At 51.5% G+C, this 14,307-nt stretch carries 19 protein-coding genes; 5 read left to right on the forward strand and 14 right to left on the reverse strand.

Annotated features, from left to right (window positions below; translation table 11 throughout):
- Window positions 1-115: 115 nt before the first annotated feature.
- The 9 genes from flgJ to flgB all read right to left on the reverse strand — a co-directional run bounded on the left by flgJ (window position 116) and on the right by flgB (window position 7,491).
- Complete coding sequence (flgJ, locus tag ACFQO0_RS00635; protein ID WP_382232060.1) at window positions 116-1,039, reverse strand: flagellar assembly peptidoglycan hydrolase FlgJ; 924 nt, start codon at window positions 1,037-1,039, stop codon at window positions 116-118.
- A 7-nt stretch (window positions 1,040-1,046) separates the two neighbouring features.
- Window positions 1,047-2,192 carry a flagellar basal body P-ring protein FlgI gene (locus ACFQO0_RS00640; RefSeq protein WP_382232062.1) on the reverse strand — a complete coding sequence of 382 codons (1,146 nt, stop codon included), beginning with the start codon at window positions 2,190-2,192 and terminating at the stop codon, window positions 1,047-1,049.
- 28 nt (window positions 2,193-2,220) lie between these two features.
- Window positions 2,221-2,889: a flagellar basal body L-ring protein FlgH gene (locus ACFQO0_RS00645; protein WP_382232064.1), complete on the reverse strand. Its 669-nt coding sequence runs from the start codon at window positions 2,887-2,889 to the stop codon at window positions 2,221-2,223.
- Window positions 2,890-2,971: 82 nt separating this feature from the next.
- Window positions 2,972-3,754: a flagellar basal-body rod protein FlgG gene (gene flgG, locus ACFQO0_RS00650; RefSeq protein ID WP_382232066.1), complete on the reverse strand. Its 783-nt coding sequence runs from the start codon at window positions 3,752-3,754 to the stop codon at window positions 2,972-2,974.
- A 69-nt stretch (window positions 3,755-3,823) separates the two neighbouring features.
- Window positions 3,824-4,564 (reverse strand): flagellar basal-body rod protein FlgF, encoded by a 741-nt coding sequence (gene flgF / locus ACFQO0_RS00655; RefSeq protein ID WP_382232068.1) that lies wholly within the window; start codon window positions 4,562-4,564, stop codon window positions 3,824-3,826.
- Window positions 4,565-4,671: 107 nt separating this feature from the next.
- Complete coding sequence (gene flgE / locus ACFQO0_RS00660; protein WP_382232070.1) at window positions 4,672-5,925, reverse strand: flagellar hook protein FlgE; 1,254 nt, start codon at window positions 5,923-5,925, stop codon at window positions 4,672-4,674.
- Between the two features lie 49 nt (window positions 5,926-5,974).
- Window positions 5,975-6,646: a flagellar hook assembly protein FlgD gene (gene flgD / locus ACFQO0_RS00665; RefSeq protein WP_382232072.1), complete on the reverse strand. Its 672-nt coding sequence runs from the start codon at window positions 6,644-6,646 to the stop codon at window positions 5,975-5,977.
- An 18-nt stretch (window positions 6,647-6,664) separates the two neighbouring features.
- On the reverse strand, window positions 6,665-7,069 hold the full coding sequence (gene flgC, locus ACFQO0_RS00670) for a flagellar basal body rod protein FlgC (protein WP_112991567.1): 405 nt from the start codon (window positions 7,067-7,069) through the stop codon (window positions 6,665-6,667).
- A 2-nt stretch (window positions 7,070-7,071) separates the two neighbouring features.
- Window positions 7,072-7,491, reverse strand: a complete 420-nt coding sequence (gene flgB / locus ACFQO0_RS00675) for a flagellar basal body rod protein FlgB (protein WP_382232074.1) — start codon at window positions 7,489-7,491, stop codon at window positions 7,072-7,074.
- Between the two features lie 185 nt (window positions 7,492-7,676).
- Here flgB and flgA point away from each other — a divergent pair, with 185 nt between their 5' ends.
- From flgA to ACFQO0_RS00690, 3 genes are all read left to right on the forward strand, one after another.
- Entirely contained in the window at window positions 7,677-8,396 is a 720-nt protein-coding gene (gene flgA / locus ACFQO0_RS00680; protein ID WP_382232076.1) for a flagellar basal body P-ring formation chaperone FlgA, read from the forward strand.
- A 120-nt stretch (window positions 8,397-8,516) separates the two neighbouring features.
- Window positions 8,517-8,819 (forward strand): flagellar biosynthesis anti-sigma factor FlgM, encoded by a 303-nt coding sequence (flgM, locus tag ACFQO0_RS00685; protein WP_382232077.1) that lies wholly within the window; start codon window positions 8,517-8,519, stop codon window positions 8,817-8,819.
- A 7-nt stretch (window positions 8,820-8,826) separates the two neighbouring features.
- Window positions 8,827-9,306 (forward strand): flagella synthesis protein FlgN, encoded by a 480-nt coding sequence (locus ACFQO0_RS00690; protein WP_382232079.1) that lies wholly within the window; start codon window positions 8,827-8,829, stop codon window positions 9,304-9,306.
- A gap of 96 nt (window positions 9,307-9,402) precedes the next feature.
- On the opposite strand, the gene ACFQO0_RS00695 is transcribed toward ACFQO0_RS00690, so the two are convergent.
- Window positions 9,403-9,723, reverse strand: a complete 321-nt coding sequence (locus ACFQO0_RS00695; protein ID WP_382232081.1) for a hypothetical protein — start codon at window positions 9,721-9,723, stop codon at window positions 9,403-9,405.
- Window positions 9,724-9,893: 170 nt separating this feature from the next.
- On the opposite strand from ACFQO0_RS00695, the gene ompR reads away from it, so the two are divergent.
- On the forward strand, window positions 9,894-10,661 hold the full coding sequence (gene ompR / locus ACFQO0_RS00700; RefSeq protein ID WP_382232083.1) for an osmolarity response regulator transcription factor OmpR: 768 nt from the start codon (window positions 9,894-9,896) through the stop codon (window positions 10,659-10,661).
- Window positions 10,662-10,688: 27 nt separating this feature from the next.
- Window positions 10,689-12,062, forward strand: a complete 1,374-nt coding sequence (locus tag ACFQO0_RS00705) for an ATP-binding protein (protein ID WP_382232085.1) — start codon at window positions 10,689-10,691, stop codon at window positions 12,060-12,062.
- 146 nt (window positions 12,063-12,208) lie between these two features.
- Here the strand turns inward: ACFQO0_RS00705 and ACFQO0_RS00710 are convergent, their stop codons facing one another.
- The 4 genes from ACFQO0_RS00710 to ispD form a co-directional block, all read right to left on the reverse strand.
- Window positions 12,209-12,508, reverse strand: a complete 300-nt coding sequence (locus tag ACFQO0_RS00710) for a hypothetical protein (RefSeq protein ID WP_382232087.1) — start codon at window positions 12,506-12,508, stop codon at window positions 12,209-12,211.
- A gap of 153 nt (window positions 12,509-12,661) precedes the next feature.
- Window positions 12,662-12,958, reverse strand: coding sequence for an encapsulin-associated ferritin-like protein (locus tag ACFQO0_RS00715; protein ID WP_382232089.1), 297 nt, complete (start codon window positions 12,956-12,958; stop codon window positions 12,662-12,664).
- Window positions 12,959-13,049: 91 nt separating this feature from the next.
- Complete coding sequence (ispF, locus tag ACFQO0_RS00720; protein ID WP_382232091.1) at window positions 13,050-13,565, reverse strand: 2-C-methyl-D-erythritol 2,4-cyclodiphosphate synthase; 516 nt, start codon at window positions 13,563-13,565, stop codon at window positions 13,050-13,052.
- Window positions 13,562-14,251: a 2-C-methyl-D-erythritol 4-phosphate cytidylyltransferase gene (gene ispD / locus ACFQO0_RS00725; protein ID WP_382232093.1), complete on the reverse strand. Its 690-nt coding sequence runs from the start codon at window positions 14,249-14,251 to the stop codon at window positions 13,562-13,564. The genes ispF and ispD overlap by 4 nt, the downstream gene beginning before the upstream one ends.
- Between the last annotated feature and the right edge of the window lie 56 nt (window positions 14,252-14,307).

Below are 14,307 nucleotides of genomic sequence, written 5' to 3' on the forward strand. Positions count from 1 at the left end.
GGTCTATTTCTTTGAACGCTATATCGTTGTGTACGGCACATCAAGGGAAAACTTGAGCCCCTCATTCCCGCCCTTGCTACTTGCACAACTATTCAAGTTGTATGAATGATTAGGCTCAGACTGACAGATTCCGATTGATGAGGTTGGTCAATTTCTCCGCGTACTTGGGATCCGTCGCGTAGCCGGCCTTTTGCAAGCCTTGTGCAAAACCTTTTACATCAGTCGCGTTTGCCAGAACTTTTTCATAGCGTGGATTATCTCGTAGCAATTTGGCATAATCGCGGAATGAATCTGCGTAAGAGTCATAGGCGCGGAATTTTTCTACACGTTTCTGTGGCACGCCATTGACGTACTCGGTCGTAACTGCATCCACTGTTTTTCCCTTCCAGCCGCCGGTTGCCTTGATACCAAACAAGTTGTGGCTGGTGCCGCCATCTGCAGTACGGATAACATGCTTGCCCCAGCCGCTTTCCAGAGCGGCCTGGCCCAGCATGAATTTGGCAGGAATACCGGTCGTCTTGCTCGCTTCTTCCGCATGTGCAGTGAGCTTGTCCTGGAATGCCTGTACATGCTTGGGCTTGTCAGTTGCGGCGACCGCTTGGTCAGTCGGTGGCGGCGCACGCACCGCGCGCTCGGATAGCGAGCGCAGCAAGTCTGTTTTCAAACTCGAACTCAGGTCATCTGCGCCACTATTTTGGTTTGCAGCAGTTTCACTGGCCACTGCCGCATTCATTTGATTGCCTGACAGTTGTCGAATCAACACATCGGCCAAACCCACACCGCGGCTCGTCATGTTCTGACTCAGCTGTTGATCCAGCATAGAGGTGTACATTTTGGTTTGCTGATTATCGAACACGCCTTCTTGCGGCGTTGCATCGCGCATGCTCTTCATGATCATGTTCATGAACAGCGCTTCGAATTGCTTGGCCGCGACCTTAATCGATTCAGGCGAATTCTGACGCGCCGATTGTTTCAGCGCATCAAGGCCCTTGGCATCGATCGCCAGGCTATTGTTCGAATTGTCAGCAGGCGTAATCATGTGACGATTAAATAATTTCCAGTTCTGCGCGCAGCGAACCTGATGCCTTCATGGCCTGCAAAATCGCCAGCAAATCCTGTGGTGTTGCGCCTATCGAATTCAATGCCTTGACCACCTCCGCCAACGAGGCGGAATTTTTCAGCAAGATGACCTTGCCCGGATCCTTGCTGATTTCGATTTGCGATTGTTGGGCCACCACGGTTTGCCCACCGGAAAGCGGTGCCGGCTGGCTGATCACAGGCTGGGTATTGATCACCACGGACAGATTGCCGTGCGATACGGCGCAGGTATCCAGCGTCACTGCCTGATTCATGACGACTGAACCAGTGCGCGCATTCATGATCACTTTTGCACTCACTTGTGCCGGCGTGACATTGATGCTTTCCAGGGCTCCGAGAAAAGCCACCCGTGCATTGTTATCTAACGGCGCATTGACGCGAATCACACGTCCATCCTGTGCGGAAGCGGTCTGCGCGCCAAAGCGGGCATTGACTGCATCGGCAACTCGACTAGCAGTGGAAAAATCGCTTTCTTTCAACTCAAGATAAATAACATCGCCCTGCCCCAAAGCAGTGTTGACGGCCCGCTCGACGGTGGCGCCTGCGGAAATCCGGCCCACGCTCAAATGATTGATCTGTGCCTTGCTGCCATTTGCCGCAGCACCGACACCACCCACCACGACATTACCCTGCGCCATCGCGTAAATCAGACCATCTGCGCCTTTGAGCGGCGTCATCAGTAGAGTACCGCCACGTATGCTTTTTGCATTACCCATGGACGAAACGGTAATATCCAAAGTCTGACCAGGTTGTGCAAATGCAGGCAAGGAACTGGTCACCATTACGGCAGCGACATTTTTCAATTGCAAATTGGTACCTTGCGGCAGATTCACACCCATCTGCTGCAGCATGCTCACGATGCTCTGCACCGTAAATGGCGTTTGTGTCGTTTGATCGCCACTACCATCCAGGCCAACTACCAGACCGTAACCCAGCAATTGATTCTGCCGCACGCCTTGCACGCTGGTCAGATCTTTCAGGCGCTCTGCTTGCGACGTCAATGGCAACAGCAGGCACGCCGAACAGGCGATTATCTGCAGCGTTTTTTTCAAAACGGACGGTGTACTTGTTGACGTACTGATTGCGGTTTTCATGTGTATTCCTTGTTGCCTCGCGACAGGATCAGAGAGGCAGTACGCTGAGGAAGAAGCGAGCCAGCATGGATGCTACTTCGGCGCCATCCACCGTACTGTTGGTGCGATATTCGATTTTTGCATCGGCGACCTGCGTCGACGAAACGATATTGCCGGAGTTGACAGTACTTGGATCCACCACACCCGAAAAACGAATGAATTCGGAACCCTTGTCGAGAGAAACCTGCTTCTCACCTGCGACAATCAAGTTGCCATTCGAGAGGACATCGATCACCGTTACGGTCAAAGTGCTGATGAAGTTATTACTGGAAGTAACTGCACCCTTATCTTCATACTTGAGTGCATTCGAGGCACTCGCATTCAGACGCCCTGTGATCGAACTGAACAAACCAAAAATATTCGGTACGCCTGCTGCAACCGATCCGGTTTTGCTGGCGGAGCTGCCTGCAAGTTTGCCGGCTGAACTCTTTTCATTAATGATGATGGTGATGGTGTCGCCTATCAAACGCGCCCGCCTATCCTCGAACATCGGACGGTAAGCAGCACTTTGGAAAATGGCACCATTAGCTGGCGGCGCAATCGCGCTAGAGGCCTGCGGACGCGCGGTCAATGGCGTCTGCACGATCGTATCCGGCATCGTTGCGCAACCTCCTAGCAACGTAGTTACTGCAACCAGCATCAGAATATATTTTTTCATTGCAAATCCTTTACCTCGTTTTACCCTTGCTGCTGCCCTGCTTAAGCCAGTTAATCTCACAATTGCAGGAAAGAACCACGCATTACATCTGCGTCAGGCGCTGCAGCATCTGATCCGAGGTAGTAATTGCCTTGCTGTTGATTTCATATGCACGTTGGGTCTGGATCATGTTGACCAGTTCTTCCACCACGTTGACGTTGGATGTTTCTGTGTAATTCTGAACCATGATGCCGGCACCGTTGGTACCTGGCGTATTGGCATTGGCATTGCCGGAGGCACCGGTTTCCACATACAGGTTTTCGCCCTTGCTTTCCAGACCGGCCGGATTGATGAAGGTTGCCAATTGCAAGTTACCAACTTCCGTTGCCGCCACTGCCCCCTCCAACTTGACGGACACAATACCGTCACGACTGATCGTCAAGCCGGTTGCACCGACAGGGATAGTGATCGCCGGTTGAATTGGAAAACCACTGGAAGTAACCAGCTGCCCCTGATCATCTGTTTGAAACGAACCATCGCGCGTATATGCCGTATTGCCATCCGGCAGCAGGACTTGAAAGAAACCCGCGCCATTGATGGCAACGTCTTTAGAATTGCCGGTCAGTTGCAAGTTGCCTTGTGTATGAATTCGTTCGGTCGCAACCGGACGGACACCCGTACCCAATTGCAGGCCGGATGGCAGATTGGTTTGCTGCGACGAGGCCGCACCCGGCTGGCGTATCGTCTGGTACAACAAGTCCTCAAACACTGCGCGTGTACGTTTGAAACCGGTAGTACTGACGTTTGCCAAGTTATTGGAAATGACGTCCATCTGCGTTTGTTGCGCATCCAGACCAGTTTTAGAAATCCATAAGGAACGAATCATTTTCTTCTCCAATATTTCGGCAAGCTGACTACAGACATTTCGTCCATTCTCATTTTGCGCGTAGCTGCATTAATTCAAAGCGAGAAATTCAGTAGCTTTCGCAGCGTTACTCTCGGCATGCTTCAACATATTCATATGAAGCTCGAACTGTCTTGCAAGGCTGATCATGTTGACCATGGCATCGACGGCATTGACGTTACTGCTCTCAACGTAACCGGCCGCAACTGTGACGTTTGCATCAACCTCAGCCGCTTCGCCGTCCTTGGTTATAAACAGGCCATCATCGCCCCGCACTAGGTTTTCCTGCGGCGGATTAACCAGCTTCATCCGTGCCAATTGAATCGAAACGCCTGGCTTGGAGCCTGCTTCGACGGTTGAAATCGTGCCGTCTTTTGCAATCGACAACACAATGTCAGGCGGGATCGTGATCGGTCCGGCATCACTCAGCACATTCAATCCGCTCTGCGTTTGCAGTACACCGTTTTCATTGACCTTCAAGCTGCCACTACGCGTGTAACCTTCGGTGCCGTCAGCACGCTCTACCGCCAGCCAGCCCTGACCTTCCAGCGCCACATCCAGCGCACGACCGGTTTGTTGCAAAGGTCCAGCGCGAAAATCGCTGCCGACTGTTGAGTCCACAACAAAAGTCCGTGTCGGCAAGCCCTCGCTGACCACTGGCACTGCGCGGAAAGTATCCAGCTGCGCACGAAAGCCATTCGTCGAAACGTTGGCCAGATTGTTGGATACTGTCGCCTGCTGTTCCAGTATCTGTTTGGCCCCCGACATCGCGGTATATATCAGTCTATCCATCTCATTCCTCCTGTAGTCAGGCGCATCAGTTATTCAAAGCCGCCGATGCACCGACCATCACTGCCAGAGCGTAGGTTCTTCCGCTCAGATTCAACTCGACTTCAGCATTAACGCAAGTTCACCAGAGTTTGCAGAATCTGATCCTGCGTTTTAATCGTCTGCGCGTTAGCCTGGTAGTAGCGCTGGGCGGTAATCATATTGACCAGCTCAGCCGTCAAATCGACGTTCGAATCTTCAACGCGCGACGACTGCACCGAACCCAAACCGCTACTGCCCGGTGTACTTGTCAGCGGTGCGCCGGAGTCTGCGGTTTCTACCCATTGGTTATCACCAATGTTTTGTAAGCCGTTAGGATTGGCGAACGACGACAAGATGACTTGTCCAAGAATATTGCTTTCGCCATTCGTGTAACGACCGACGATCTCACCGTTTGTCGCCACGCTGAAGCCGATTAATGTGCCCGCCGGATAACCATTCGGCAGTTGTTTGGCAACGCCAAAGTCTTGTGCGAATTGCTGCGTTCCGGTGCTATCGATGGAAACAGTAAAGGGTGTTGCCGCGCCACTGGTCACTGCAATGTTCGCTGCGAGAGGCGATGGTGTGGTACCGGTCAACACACCACCATTATTAAAGTCCATCGTGCCAAGCGCGACTGGCGCTGCAGGAGGAACATAGCCAATAGGTATTTCATCGACAGTCGCAAAAACAGTCCATGTCGCGCCAGTCGCGCCACTAGCAGTTTTCACATAAAACGTACGCAAATCATGTGAATTACCCAGGCTGTCAAACACTTTGGCTGAAGTCGAATCTGCAAAGGTAGTCGGATCGGTAGGATCAAAGCTGGCTGCAGGCTGAACTGCCTTGCGTGAATCAAGTGTCAGTTTCAATTCATAGGTGGTTGAAGCGGAAGGTGCCAGATCGGCTTTATCGATGTGTATTTCGGCCGGAGCCCCAATTGCGACATTGCCATCTGCATCGGCAAGGTAACCGGTCAAGCGCTGACCCGACGCGCTTTCGATATAGCCTTCCTTGCTGAGGATGAACTGGCCGTTACGTGAATAGCTGATTGCGCCGTTATCACTCATGCGGAAAAAACCACCACCGTTAATTGCCATGTCGAGCGGATTATTGGAGGCCGTCACATTGCCTTGCGAAAATTGCTGGGCAACCCGCGATACCTGTGTACCGATACCAATCTGCGCGCCACCACCGGAACCAACCAGCGAGTTAGCATAGACATCGGAAAACTGAACCTGTGATTGCTTGAAGCCGACGGTGCCTGCATTGGCGACGTTATGACCGATTGCTTCGAGACTTTTAGTGGCGGCATTCAATCCGCTCAAACCTTGTTGGAAACTCATGTTTATTTCTCCTGGCAGTGAAGGTTTAATTTAATAGGATTGCGCAACATCAAAGGTACTGGCGAATATCTGACAATTCAAGTTCGCCCAAGCCTGGCACATTAAGCTTGACCGACTGACCGGCAGCAGTCGTAACCGTCGCCACCATACCGAATTGCAGTTCGGTGGTTTCGACAGGCTTGCCTGCGAGGGTCGCGGTCACTTCGAATGAATAGGTGCCATCAGCAGCGTCGGTACCATCTGCTTTCTTGCCGTCCCAAATGATCGGTTTGGAGCCCGCAGTTTGTGCCGGCAGGTCTATCGTCTTTACGACGTTCCCCTTCTCGTCCTTGATCGTGATGGTCGCACTATCGACATCGGATGGAAACTCAACACCCATCAACGCCTGCTTTTCAGACAGGCCTGTTTTATTCCCGGGAGCGAGCACGCCGGTGCCGATTAGCGACGCCGCTTGCAGTGTTTGGCTGGTTTGATAACTGCCCATCAGCGATTCCACTGTGCTGTTTAATTTATCGATCCCGGTCACGGTCGATAATTGTGCCAACTGGCTGGTGACTTGTGCGTTATCCATAGGGTTCAATGGATCCTGATTTTTCATCTGCGTCACTAATAGCGTCAAGAATCTATCCTGCGCTTCCGCTGCGGTCGACGCGGCAGAAGCAGCTTTCGGATTCATCGCGTCGAGCAATGACTGTGGCAAGGTATTACCAATAGCGGCCATGATTATTCCTTTTATTATTTACTGACCGAGCGTCAGGGTTTTAAGAAGCATTGTCTTGGCCGCATTCATGGTTTCGACATTGGTTTGATACGAGCGTGATGCGGAAATCATGTTGACCATTTCCTCGACCACATTGACGTTAGGCATCGCGACGTGGCCGGTTTCATCCGCATTCGGATGCTTGGGATCGAACACCATTTTCAAAGGGGATGCATCTTCGACGACGCGATTGACCTTGACACCAGTGGAAGTTGCGCCGGACATAGGCACCGATTGAAATTCAACCTGCTTGGCGCGATAGGTCTGACCGTTGGCGCTGGTAGTACTGTCGGCGTTGGCGATATTGCTGGAAACCACATTCAAGCGCTGACTCTGCGCGCTCATGGCCGAACCGGCAACATTGAAGATATTAAATAGTGACATGATTATTGCCCCTGAATAGCGGTGAGCATACCCTTGATCTTGGCAGATACAAGCGTGATACCAACCTCATAACGCATCGCATTATCGGTAAACTGATTACGCTGCACGTCCATGTCGACTGTATTGCCATCGACATTTCCTTGTTGCGTATTGCTATAAAGCAAAGGCGCACCGCCCAGAGTCTTGTTGGCACTGGAAGCAAGATGCGTGGTTGTCGTTTTTGCCAGCTCGTTCGGCGACGTGGCACCGCTGCTGCTTTTAGCTAGCGCGCCTTGCAAGGCCTTGTTAAAATCGACATCACGCGCCTTGTAGTTGGGCGTATCCGCATTGGCAATATTCGACGCCAGCAACTGTTGTCGCTGCGCACGCAGATTCAGGGCAGTCTCCTGAAAGCGCATCAAGTCATCAAGTTTTCCGATCATTACGACCTCCGAAGTGTGCATTCAGGGAATCTTCCCCGCGCCTGTAATGGATTTCTATAGCGTTGATCATACGGAGCACTCTGTCACGCCGATCAAACGATAAGAAGAGAAAAATCCGTGCTATTCATGGCTTTGGCTGAACGCTGAATCAGTAACATGATCGTGCAATCCAACCACTGGCCGCCATGAAACTCTTCTTCAATTTCGCAATCGTCGTCCTTACCCTGCCATTCGCTCTCTCAACCCAGTTTGCGCTGGCACAAGTCACAGAGCCAGAAGCACGTCAGGATCTGGGCGTATTGAAACAAGCGGCAGTGCAGTTCCTGCGCACGCAGGCATCAGGCTTGCCGGGCGAAGTCAAGGTCACACTTGGGTCCATCGATCAACGCATGAAATTGCCGGCATGTGCGACGCCTGAGGCATTTTTCCCATCATCCAGCAAGGCATGGGGCAAAACCACGGTGGGTATAAGGTGTACCGTACCTTCGCCATGGACAATTTATGTATCGGCCAAAGTTCAAGTGCAGGGCGACTATATCGTTGCCTCGGTACCGTTGGCACAAGGGCAAACTATTACCCAGGCTGACATTGCCAAGGTAATGGGGGATTTGACAGCCATGCCGGCGGGCATCATCACTGATGCATCACAGGCGATTGGCCGCACAGTAGCGAATTCCGTCAGATTAGGCTCACCGTTGCGCCAGGATGCTTTGCGTAACCAGCAAGCGATACAGCAAGGTCAAGCAGTCCGCGTCATCTTGAACGGCAGTGGGTTTAGCGTATCCAGTGAAGCACGCGCATTGAATAATGCGAACGAAGGTCAGTTGACGCAGGTTAGAACCTCAGGTGGTCAAGTCATTAGCGGCATTGCCAAGCTGGGTGGCATAGTGGAATTGAATTATTAACAACATAATTGCGATACATAATTGCACCACTACTCCAATTAGTACTAAAGTTTAGTGCGATAACGCCGATAGACCTGACATGAGATAGGCGTTTTGCCGCACATTAAACGGAGTGATGTCGTGAAAATTGATGACACAAGCAAGAAAACTGCAGCAATAGGCGTCACAACGACGCAAACGCGCGCAGGCAAAGGGGCTGAAAAGGCCGATGCCAGTAGCAAGGCATCTTCCAGCAATGTCACACTGTCCACACAAGTACAGGCGTTGACTGCTCAGGTCTCCGGTGCCAGCGTATTTGACACAAAAAAAGTTGAAGAGATCAAGGCAGCAATTGCCGGCGGTCAGTTCCAGGTAAATGCCGAGCGCGTTGCCGATGGGCTGATGGATACGGTAAAAGACCTGATTTCTGCACGAAAAGGTTAAAACCAACATGAGCGCAATCGATATCAACCCTGCTGACAGTTTGAGTGCAGAGCACCAAGCTATACGCGCATTGACACAATTGTTGCAGCAAGAACAAGAACAATTGGTCTTGGGGGATATCGCAGCCATCGCTGCCTTGACCGAACCGAAGGCAAAAGCGGCAGTAAGGATGGCGGAACTGGCTGCTGGGCGTCACCAGGCACTGGGCAAGGCCGGTTTTGAAGCGGATGAATCAGGAATGAAAGCCTGGCTGGAAACGCCAGCAGCATCAGCTGCGGCGCATACATCCTGGCAAGAGCTGATCGCATTGGCTGAAGTTGGGAAAGAACTGAATCGCGTCAACGGCACGCTTATCAACAAGCAAATGGTACGCAATCAAAACGTACTCAATATTCTGCAACATGGCAGTGTCCAAGGTAATGCGGTCTACGGCCCGGATGGGCAGACTGCAAACAAGTCTGTCAAACGCCATATCGTTGTAGGTTGATTTACAGTCGCCGTTTTTAGCAGCGCTCAATTTCGCTGCAACTCTCGATCACCGCACACTACCTCTGCACAACATGCAGAAAATCTCTATTTTTTTCTAGCGACGTGGCGCATAAATATCACGCCCCGCCTCATCAATTTGGCGGCGCAACGCACGTCGCTCATCAGGTGACAGCCTAGGATCGCGACGCGATGGTTCCGCATTGCGATTTGCACTATTGTCGTTAAAACGATCGGCTGATTGGCGCCTGTCATTGCCACCACGTTTATCTTGATTCGAACGATTACGATCGTCGTTTTGCGAACCGTAACCGAAGGCATATCCCTGAACGCCGGATTGAGCAAACACTACCGTCGCGCTCGTCAAGGCGCTTGCCAACAACATCGTCATCCCTATTCTTTTCAATGTAATATTCATCTTAATCTTCCGCAGCGTTTAAAAAGTTGGCACGCTTATCAATTATCAACGTACAAAGTCTATGCTGCTTTGCCTCTGACCCTAAGTCCATTTCCGTAAAGGTTGTAACACTTTGTAATGCCTTCATTCCCCGCTATGCCGAGAAGTCTTTCTGAAGTTACCATAGCAAAATGAATACGACAAATGCTCCCATGAAGGAAACAACCCATTCGACCAACTCGCATCAGACCAAGGTGCTGGTCGTTGATGACGACGTGCGTTTGCGCGATCTATTGCGTCGCTATCTGTCAGAGCAAGGATTCAATGTCGTCACTGCAGAAAATGCGCAAGCGATGAACAAGTTGTGGTTGCGTGAACGCTACGACCTGCTTGTCCTCGACCTGATGTTGCCAGGTGAAGACGGTCTCTCCATATGCCGCCGCCTGCGCGGTGCCGGCGACAAGACACCCATCATCATGCTGACCGCCAAAGGTGAAGACGTCGATCGCATCGTCGGCCTTGAAATGGGAGCAGACGATTACATACCCAAACCGTTCAATCCACGAGAACTGGTCGCGCGCATTAGCGCCGTTCTGCGTCGTGTCGGCCCAGAGGAAGCGCCAGGCGCACCATCAGAAACGCCGCAATCCTTCACCTTCGGCGAATTCACACTGGATCTCGGCACGCGCACCTTGAAGAAAAATGATGAAACCGTACCCCTGACAACTGGCGAATTTTCCGTATTGAAAGTTTTCGCACGGCATGCGCGGCAACCGCTTTCACGAGAAAAATTAATGGAGCTGGCGCGTGGCCGCGAATATGAAGTCTTCGACCGCAGTCTCGACGTACAAATTTCACGTTTGCGGAAATTGATAGAACCCGATCCGTCTACACCACTCTATATCCAGACGGTCTGGGGGCTCGGTTATGTATTCATTCCTGAAGGCAAGCCGCGCTAAAAATTTAGCCGACTGAAAAATCAAGGAATGTCGACACCATCACCCTATGCTCGCCTGAACTGGATAAAAAGCGGCCTGTTCTGGCGCACCTTTTTCCTGCTGGCGTTTCTGATTGCAGCCAGCATGGCGGCGTGGGTCGCCAGTTATCGTGTTGTAGAGCAAAGACCACGTGCCAATCAAATAGCTGCACAAGTCATTTCAGTCGTCACCATTACGCGCGCGGCGCTCACCCATTCTGCCCCTGATCTTCGTCGTGAATTGCTATTTGATCTTTCCAGCAATGAAGGTGTGCGCGTCTATCCACTGGAAGATACCGATCTGGTCGAGCCGCCAATCGAAAACAGCCTGGTGCAAAGCATTCAGGAAAATGTACGTGCAACCCTTGGCAAGGAAACCCGCTTTGCACGCACAGTGAATGAGGTGCCGGGATTTTGGGTCAGCTTCAAGATCTCCGATGACCAATACTGGCTGATGCTGGATCGTGATCGTGTAGAAGGCACTTTTGGCGTGCAATGGATAGGCTGGGGCGCGGCCACCTTGCTGCTGTCATTGCTGGGCGCCCTGATGATATCCGGCTTGATCAATCAACCATTAGCGCGTCTTACGGCGGCTACTCGTGCCATCGCAAAGGGACAGCGCCCTGCCCCATTGCCCGAGCGCGGCCCCACCGAAATCCGAGAAGCAAATCATAGCTTCAATCAAATGGTTGATGATCTTAATCGTGTGGAATCCGATCGCGCGGTTGTGCTTGCGGGCATCTCGCACGACTTGCGCACGCCGCTCGCTCGCATGCAGCTGGAAGTTGAAATGGCTGGCCTGCCCGACGACGCGCGCAAAGGTATGCAATCTGATCTGCATCAAATGGATGCCATCATTGGCCAATTTCTCGACTATGCAAAACCGGTCGATAGCAGCCATTTTGAAGTAATCGATTTAACTGCCTTGATCAGCGATGCAGCACATGAAGCAGCACGCCTCCCCGACGTCAATATCCATAAATCGATAGAGGACAACGTTACCGTCCTGGGTAACACCATCGATATAAAGAGAATCCTTAACAACCTGGTTGAAAATGCGCGCCGCTACGGCAAGGTGAGCGATGCATCACACGTAGAAATTGATATCAGCTGCCGCGCAGAAGGCGATAAAGTCTTTCTCGAAATTGCCGATCACGGGGCTGGTGTACCTGCTGAGGAGATCAGCCGCTTATTGCGCCCCTTCACGCGGATGGATAGCGCACGTGGGCAGGCAAATGGCGCAGGATTAGGATTGGCCATTGTCGATAGAATCGTCAAACGACACAGCGGCAAACTCAATCTGTTCAATCGAGATGGGGGGGGCTTGAAGCTGCAAATCGTATTGGCTAATCCAAAGAAAAAGCATGGACCTTTTCCGATCTGAAACATCTGTGAAAAATATAGGTTGAATATAGGCTTCGACCGATCAAGAAGAATCGAGCGAAACTATCCATCGATAAAAAAAAACGCACATCCCTGAAAGCGATGTGCGTTTTTTTTATGCGCCGTGTAGATTCAGGCGATGTTGAATTAAAGCTTTTCTTCCTTAATCTCGGTCACGACGCCATCAATGATGTCGCCATGCGCCGACTGCCGATACGCACGCTCAGCTTCGAACCGTGCTTTCAACGCGCGGCGTCTTTTGTACATCAATACCGGAATCAACAACCAGCTCAGCAACAGCACGCTCACGATCAGCAGCAAACCCACCATCAACACGACACCCAGCATCAGCCACGCGAATAAACGCGAAAAGAAACCGCCAGATTGGCTACGGCGGAACATTTGTTGCCACCCTTGTGCATGCTGACTAAACAGAAAAGATGCCATGTAGTTTCACTCCTGAATAACTTGGTAAAGCCGATCATGCAATACGCATAATCACACTATGCGTTAATCCGGCCAATGCTGCAATAGATGGTGCTGCTTTTTGAAAATTCAATGCTTTTTCCGGCTTATGTTTTTTACACCGTTTTCCCGCATTTACTCGTGGTGATCGCCGGTAATCGGACCATCCTTAAACAAGGCATCACGTAACTCTTTGTCCATTTTCGGATCACGTCTGCGTATCCATTCAAGCACCATCGCCGCATGCTCTTTTTCCTCATCACGATTATGTTCAAGTATCTTTTTCAGCTCCGGATCAGTGGCGGCATCGACGCGCTGGTTATACCAGTCAACCGCTTCCAGCTCCTCCATCAGCGAGGTGATCGCCCTGTGCATATCCATGGTTTCCGCTGACAATTTATCAACTGGTTCGTGGTAGCCTTCATTCGCCATATTTCCATATCCTTTCAAGGCATGTTTTCAGATAAATAATTAATACACTTTCTGTAGACATGGCAAATGGAAATAAATTTCAATTTTTTCATCAACTTTGATAAATCAGTGCAATCGCCTCCGCGGCAATACCCTCTTCTCGCCCCAAATAACCGAGTTTTTCATTGGTTTTTGCTTTGATATTCACCTGAATGATCGCAACACCCAGATCTTCTGCAATGTTTGCCACCATCTGTGGAATATGTGGCGCCATCTTGGGTTTTTGCGCAATGATGGTGGCATCCACATTACCGACGCGGAACCCCGCAGCCGCCACGCGCTTGGCAGCCTCACGCAGCAATACACGCGAATTGGCACCGGCAAACTCCAGTGCCGTATCCGGGAAATGCCGGCCGATATCACCCAAGGCGGCTGCGCCAAACAACGCATCGGTAATCGCATGCAGCAACACATCGGCATCAGAATGGCCAAGCAAACCTGTCGTATGTGGAATCGTAACGCCACCAATAATCAGCTTGCGGTCTGCGACCAGCGCATGGCAGTCATAACCCTGGCCGACTCTGAATGGCATCTTTGTAAGAGCCTCGGTTGGAATACGGTCAGTCATACAAGTCCTTTTAAATAAAGTTCGGCAAGCGCCACATCATGCGGCAGCGTCACCTTGAAATTGCGTGCATTGCCTTCCACCAGCTTCGGCTGCAAGCCCAATGCCTCGACCGCACTCGCCTCGTCGGTAACGGTAATGGCCTGCTCCAGGGCCCGCCGCAATAATCCGTAGCGAAACATTTGCGGCGTCTGTGCCGCCCAAAGGCGATCACGCGCCACGGTTTGATCGACACGCCCACCGCTCCCGGAATGCTTCAACGTATCCACCACAGGGACTGCCAGCAAGCCACCGACTTCGTCATCCTGCAAATTGTGTATCAGGGCATCGATCAAGGTAATCGTCAGGCCCGGACGTGCGGCGTCGTGCACCATTATCCAGTCGTCATCCTTGACCTGCTCGCGGATGGCACACAAACCATTCAGCACGGATTGATGGCGCGTCTCTCCGCCGACACGCAGCACGGTCAGATGAGAACGATCTACGGGCAAAGTCGTATCGATGTACGCATCATCCTTGCTCACCACGACAAAAGTATGCGTGACCGATTCCGCAATCGAAAACGTATCCAGCACGCGCCGCAACATTGGTTTTCCAGCAATGGAAACATACTGCTTGGGGATTTTTTCGCCCATGCGCGCACCGACACCGGCAGCAGGAATCAGGGCGAAATAACGGGGTGAATTCATAAAAAAATAAGGGGAATGTGCACGGGTGCGCTCTATTGTAGGGAAAATCGATATTC

The organism is Herminiimonas aquatilis (assembly GCF_042665175.1).
GTDB lineage: Bacteria > Pseudomonadota > Gammaproteobacteria > Burkholderiales > Burkholderiaceae_D > Oxalicibacterium > Oxalicibacterium aquatilis.

Coding starts and splice junctions, on each gene's coding strand:
- flgJ (WP_382232060.1), bottom strand. CDS start 1,039: ATGATTACGCCTGCTGACAATTCGAACAATAGCCTGGCGATCGATGCC.
- ACFQO0_RS00640 (WP_382232062.1), bottom strand. CDS start 2,192: ATGAAAACCGCAATCAGTACGTCAACAAGTACACCGTCCGTTTTGAAA.
- ACFQO0_RS00645 (WP_382232064.1), bottom strand. CDS start 2,889: ATGAAAAAATATATTCTGATGCTGGTTGCAGTAACTACGTTGCTAGGA.
- flgG (WP_382232066.1), bottom strand. CDS start 3,754: ATGATTCGTTCCTTATGGATTTCTAAAACTGGTCTGGATGCGCAACAA.
- flgF (WP_382232068.1), bottom strand. CDS start 4,564: ATGGATAGACTGATATATACCGCGATGTCGGGGGCCAAACAGATACTG.
- flgE (WP_382232070.1), bottom strand. CDS start 5,925: ATGAGTTTCCAACAAGGTTTGAGCGGATTGAATGCCGCCACTAAAAGT.
- flgD (WP_382232072.1), bottom strand. CDS start 6,646: ATGGCCGCTATTGGTAATACCTTGCCACAGTCATTGCTCGACGCGATG.
- flgC (WP_112991567.1), bottom strand. CDS start 7,069: ATGTCACTATTTAATATCTTCAATGTTGCCGGTTCGGCCATGAGCGCG.
- flgB (WP_382232074.1), bottom strand. CDS start 7,491: ATGATCGGAAAACTTGATGACTTGATGCGCTTTCAGGAGACTGCCCTG.
- flgA (WP_382232076.1), top strand. CDS start 7,677: ATGAAACTCTTCTTCAATTTCGCAATCGTCGTCCTTACCCTGCCATTC.
- ACFQO0_RS00690 (WP_382232079.1), top strand. CDS start 8,827: ATGAGCGCAATCGATATCAACCCTGCTGACAGTTTGAGTGCAGAGCAC.
- ACFQO0_RS00695 (WP_382232081.1), bottom strand. CDS start 9,723: ATGAATATTACATTGAAAAGAATAGGGATGACGATGTTGTTGGCAAGC.
- ompR (WP_382232083.1), top strand. CDS start 9,894: ATGAATACGACAAATGCTCCCATGAAGGAAACAACCCATTCGACCAAC.
- ACFQO0_RS00705 (WP_382232085.1), top strand. CDS start 10,689: ATGTCGACACCATCACCCTATGCTCGCCTGAACTGGATAAAAAGCGGC.
- ACFQO0_RS00710 (WP_382232087.1), bottom strand. CDS start 12,508: ATGGCATCTTTTCTGTTTAGTCAGCATGCACAAGGGTGGCAACAAATG.
- ACFQO0_RS00715 (WP_382232089.1), bottom strand. CDS start 12,958: ATGGCGAATGAAGGCTACCACGAACCAGTTGATAAATTGTCAGCGGAA.
- ispF (WP_382232091.1), bottom strand. CDS start 13,565: ATGACTGACCGTATTCCAACCGAGGCTCTTACAAAGATGCCATTCAGA.
- ispD (WP_382232093.1), bottom strand. CDS start 14,251: ATGAATTCACCCCGTTATTTCGCCCTGATTCCTGCTGCCGGTGTCGGT.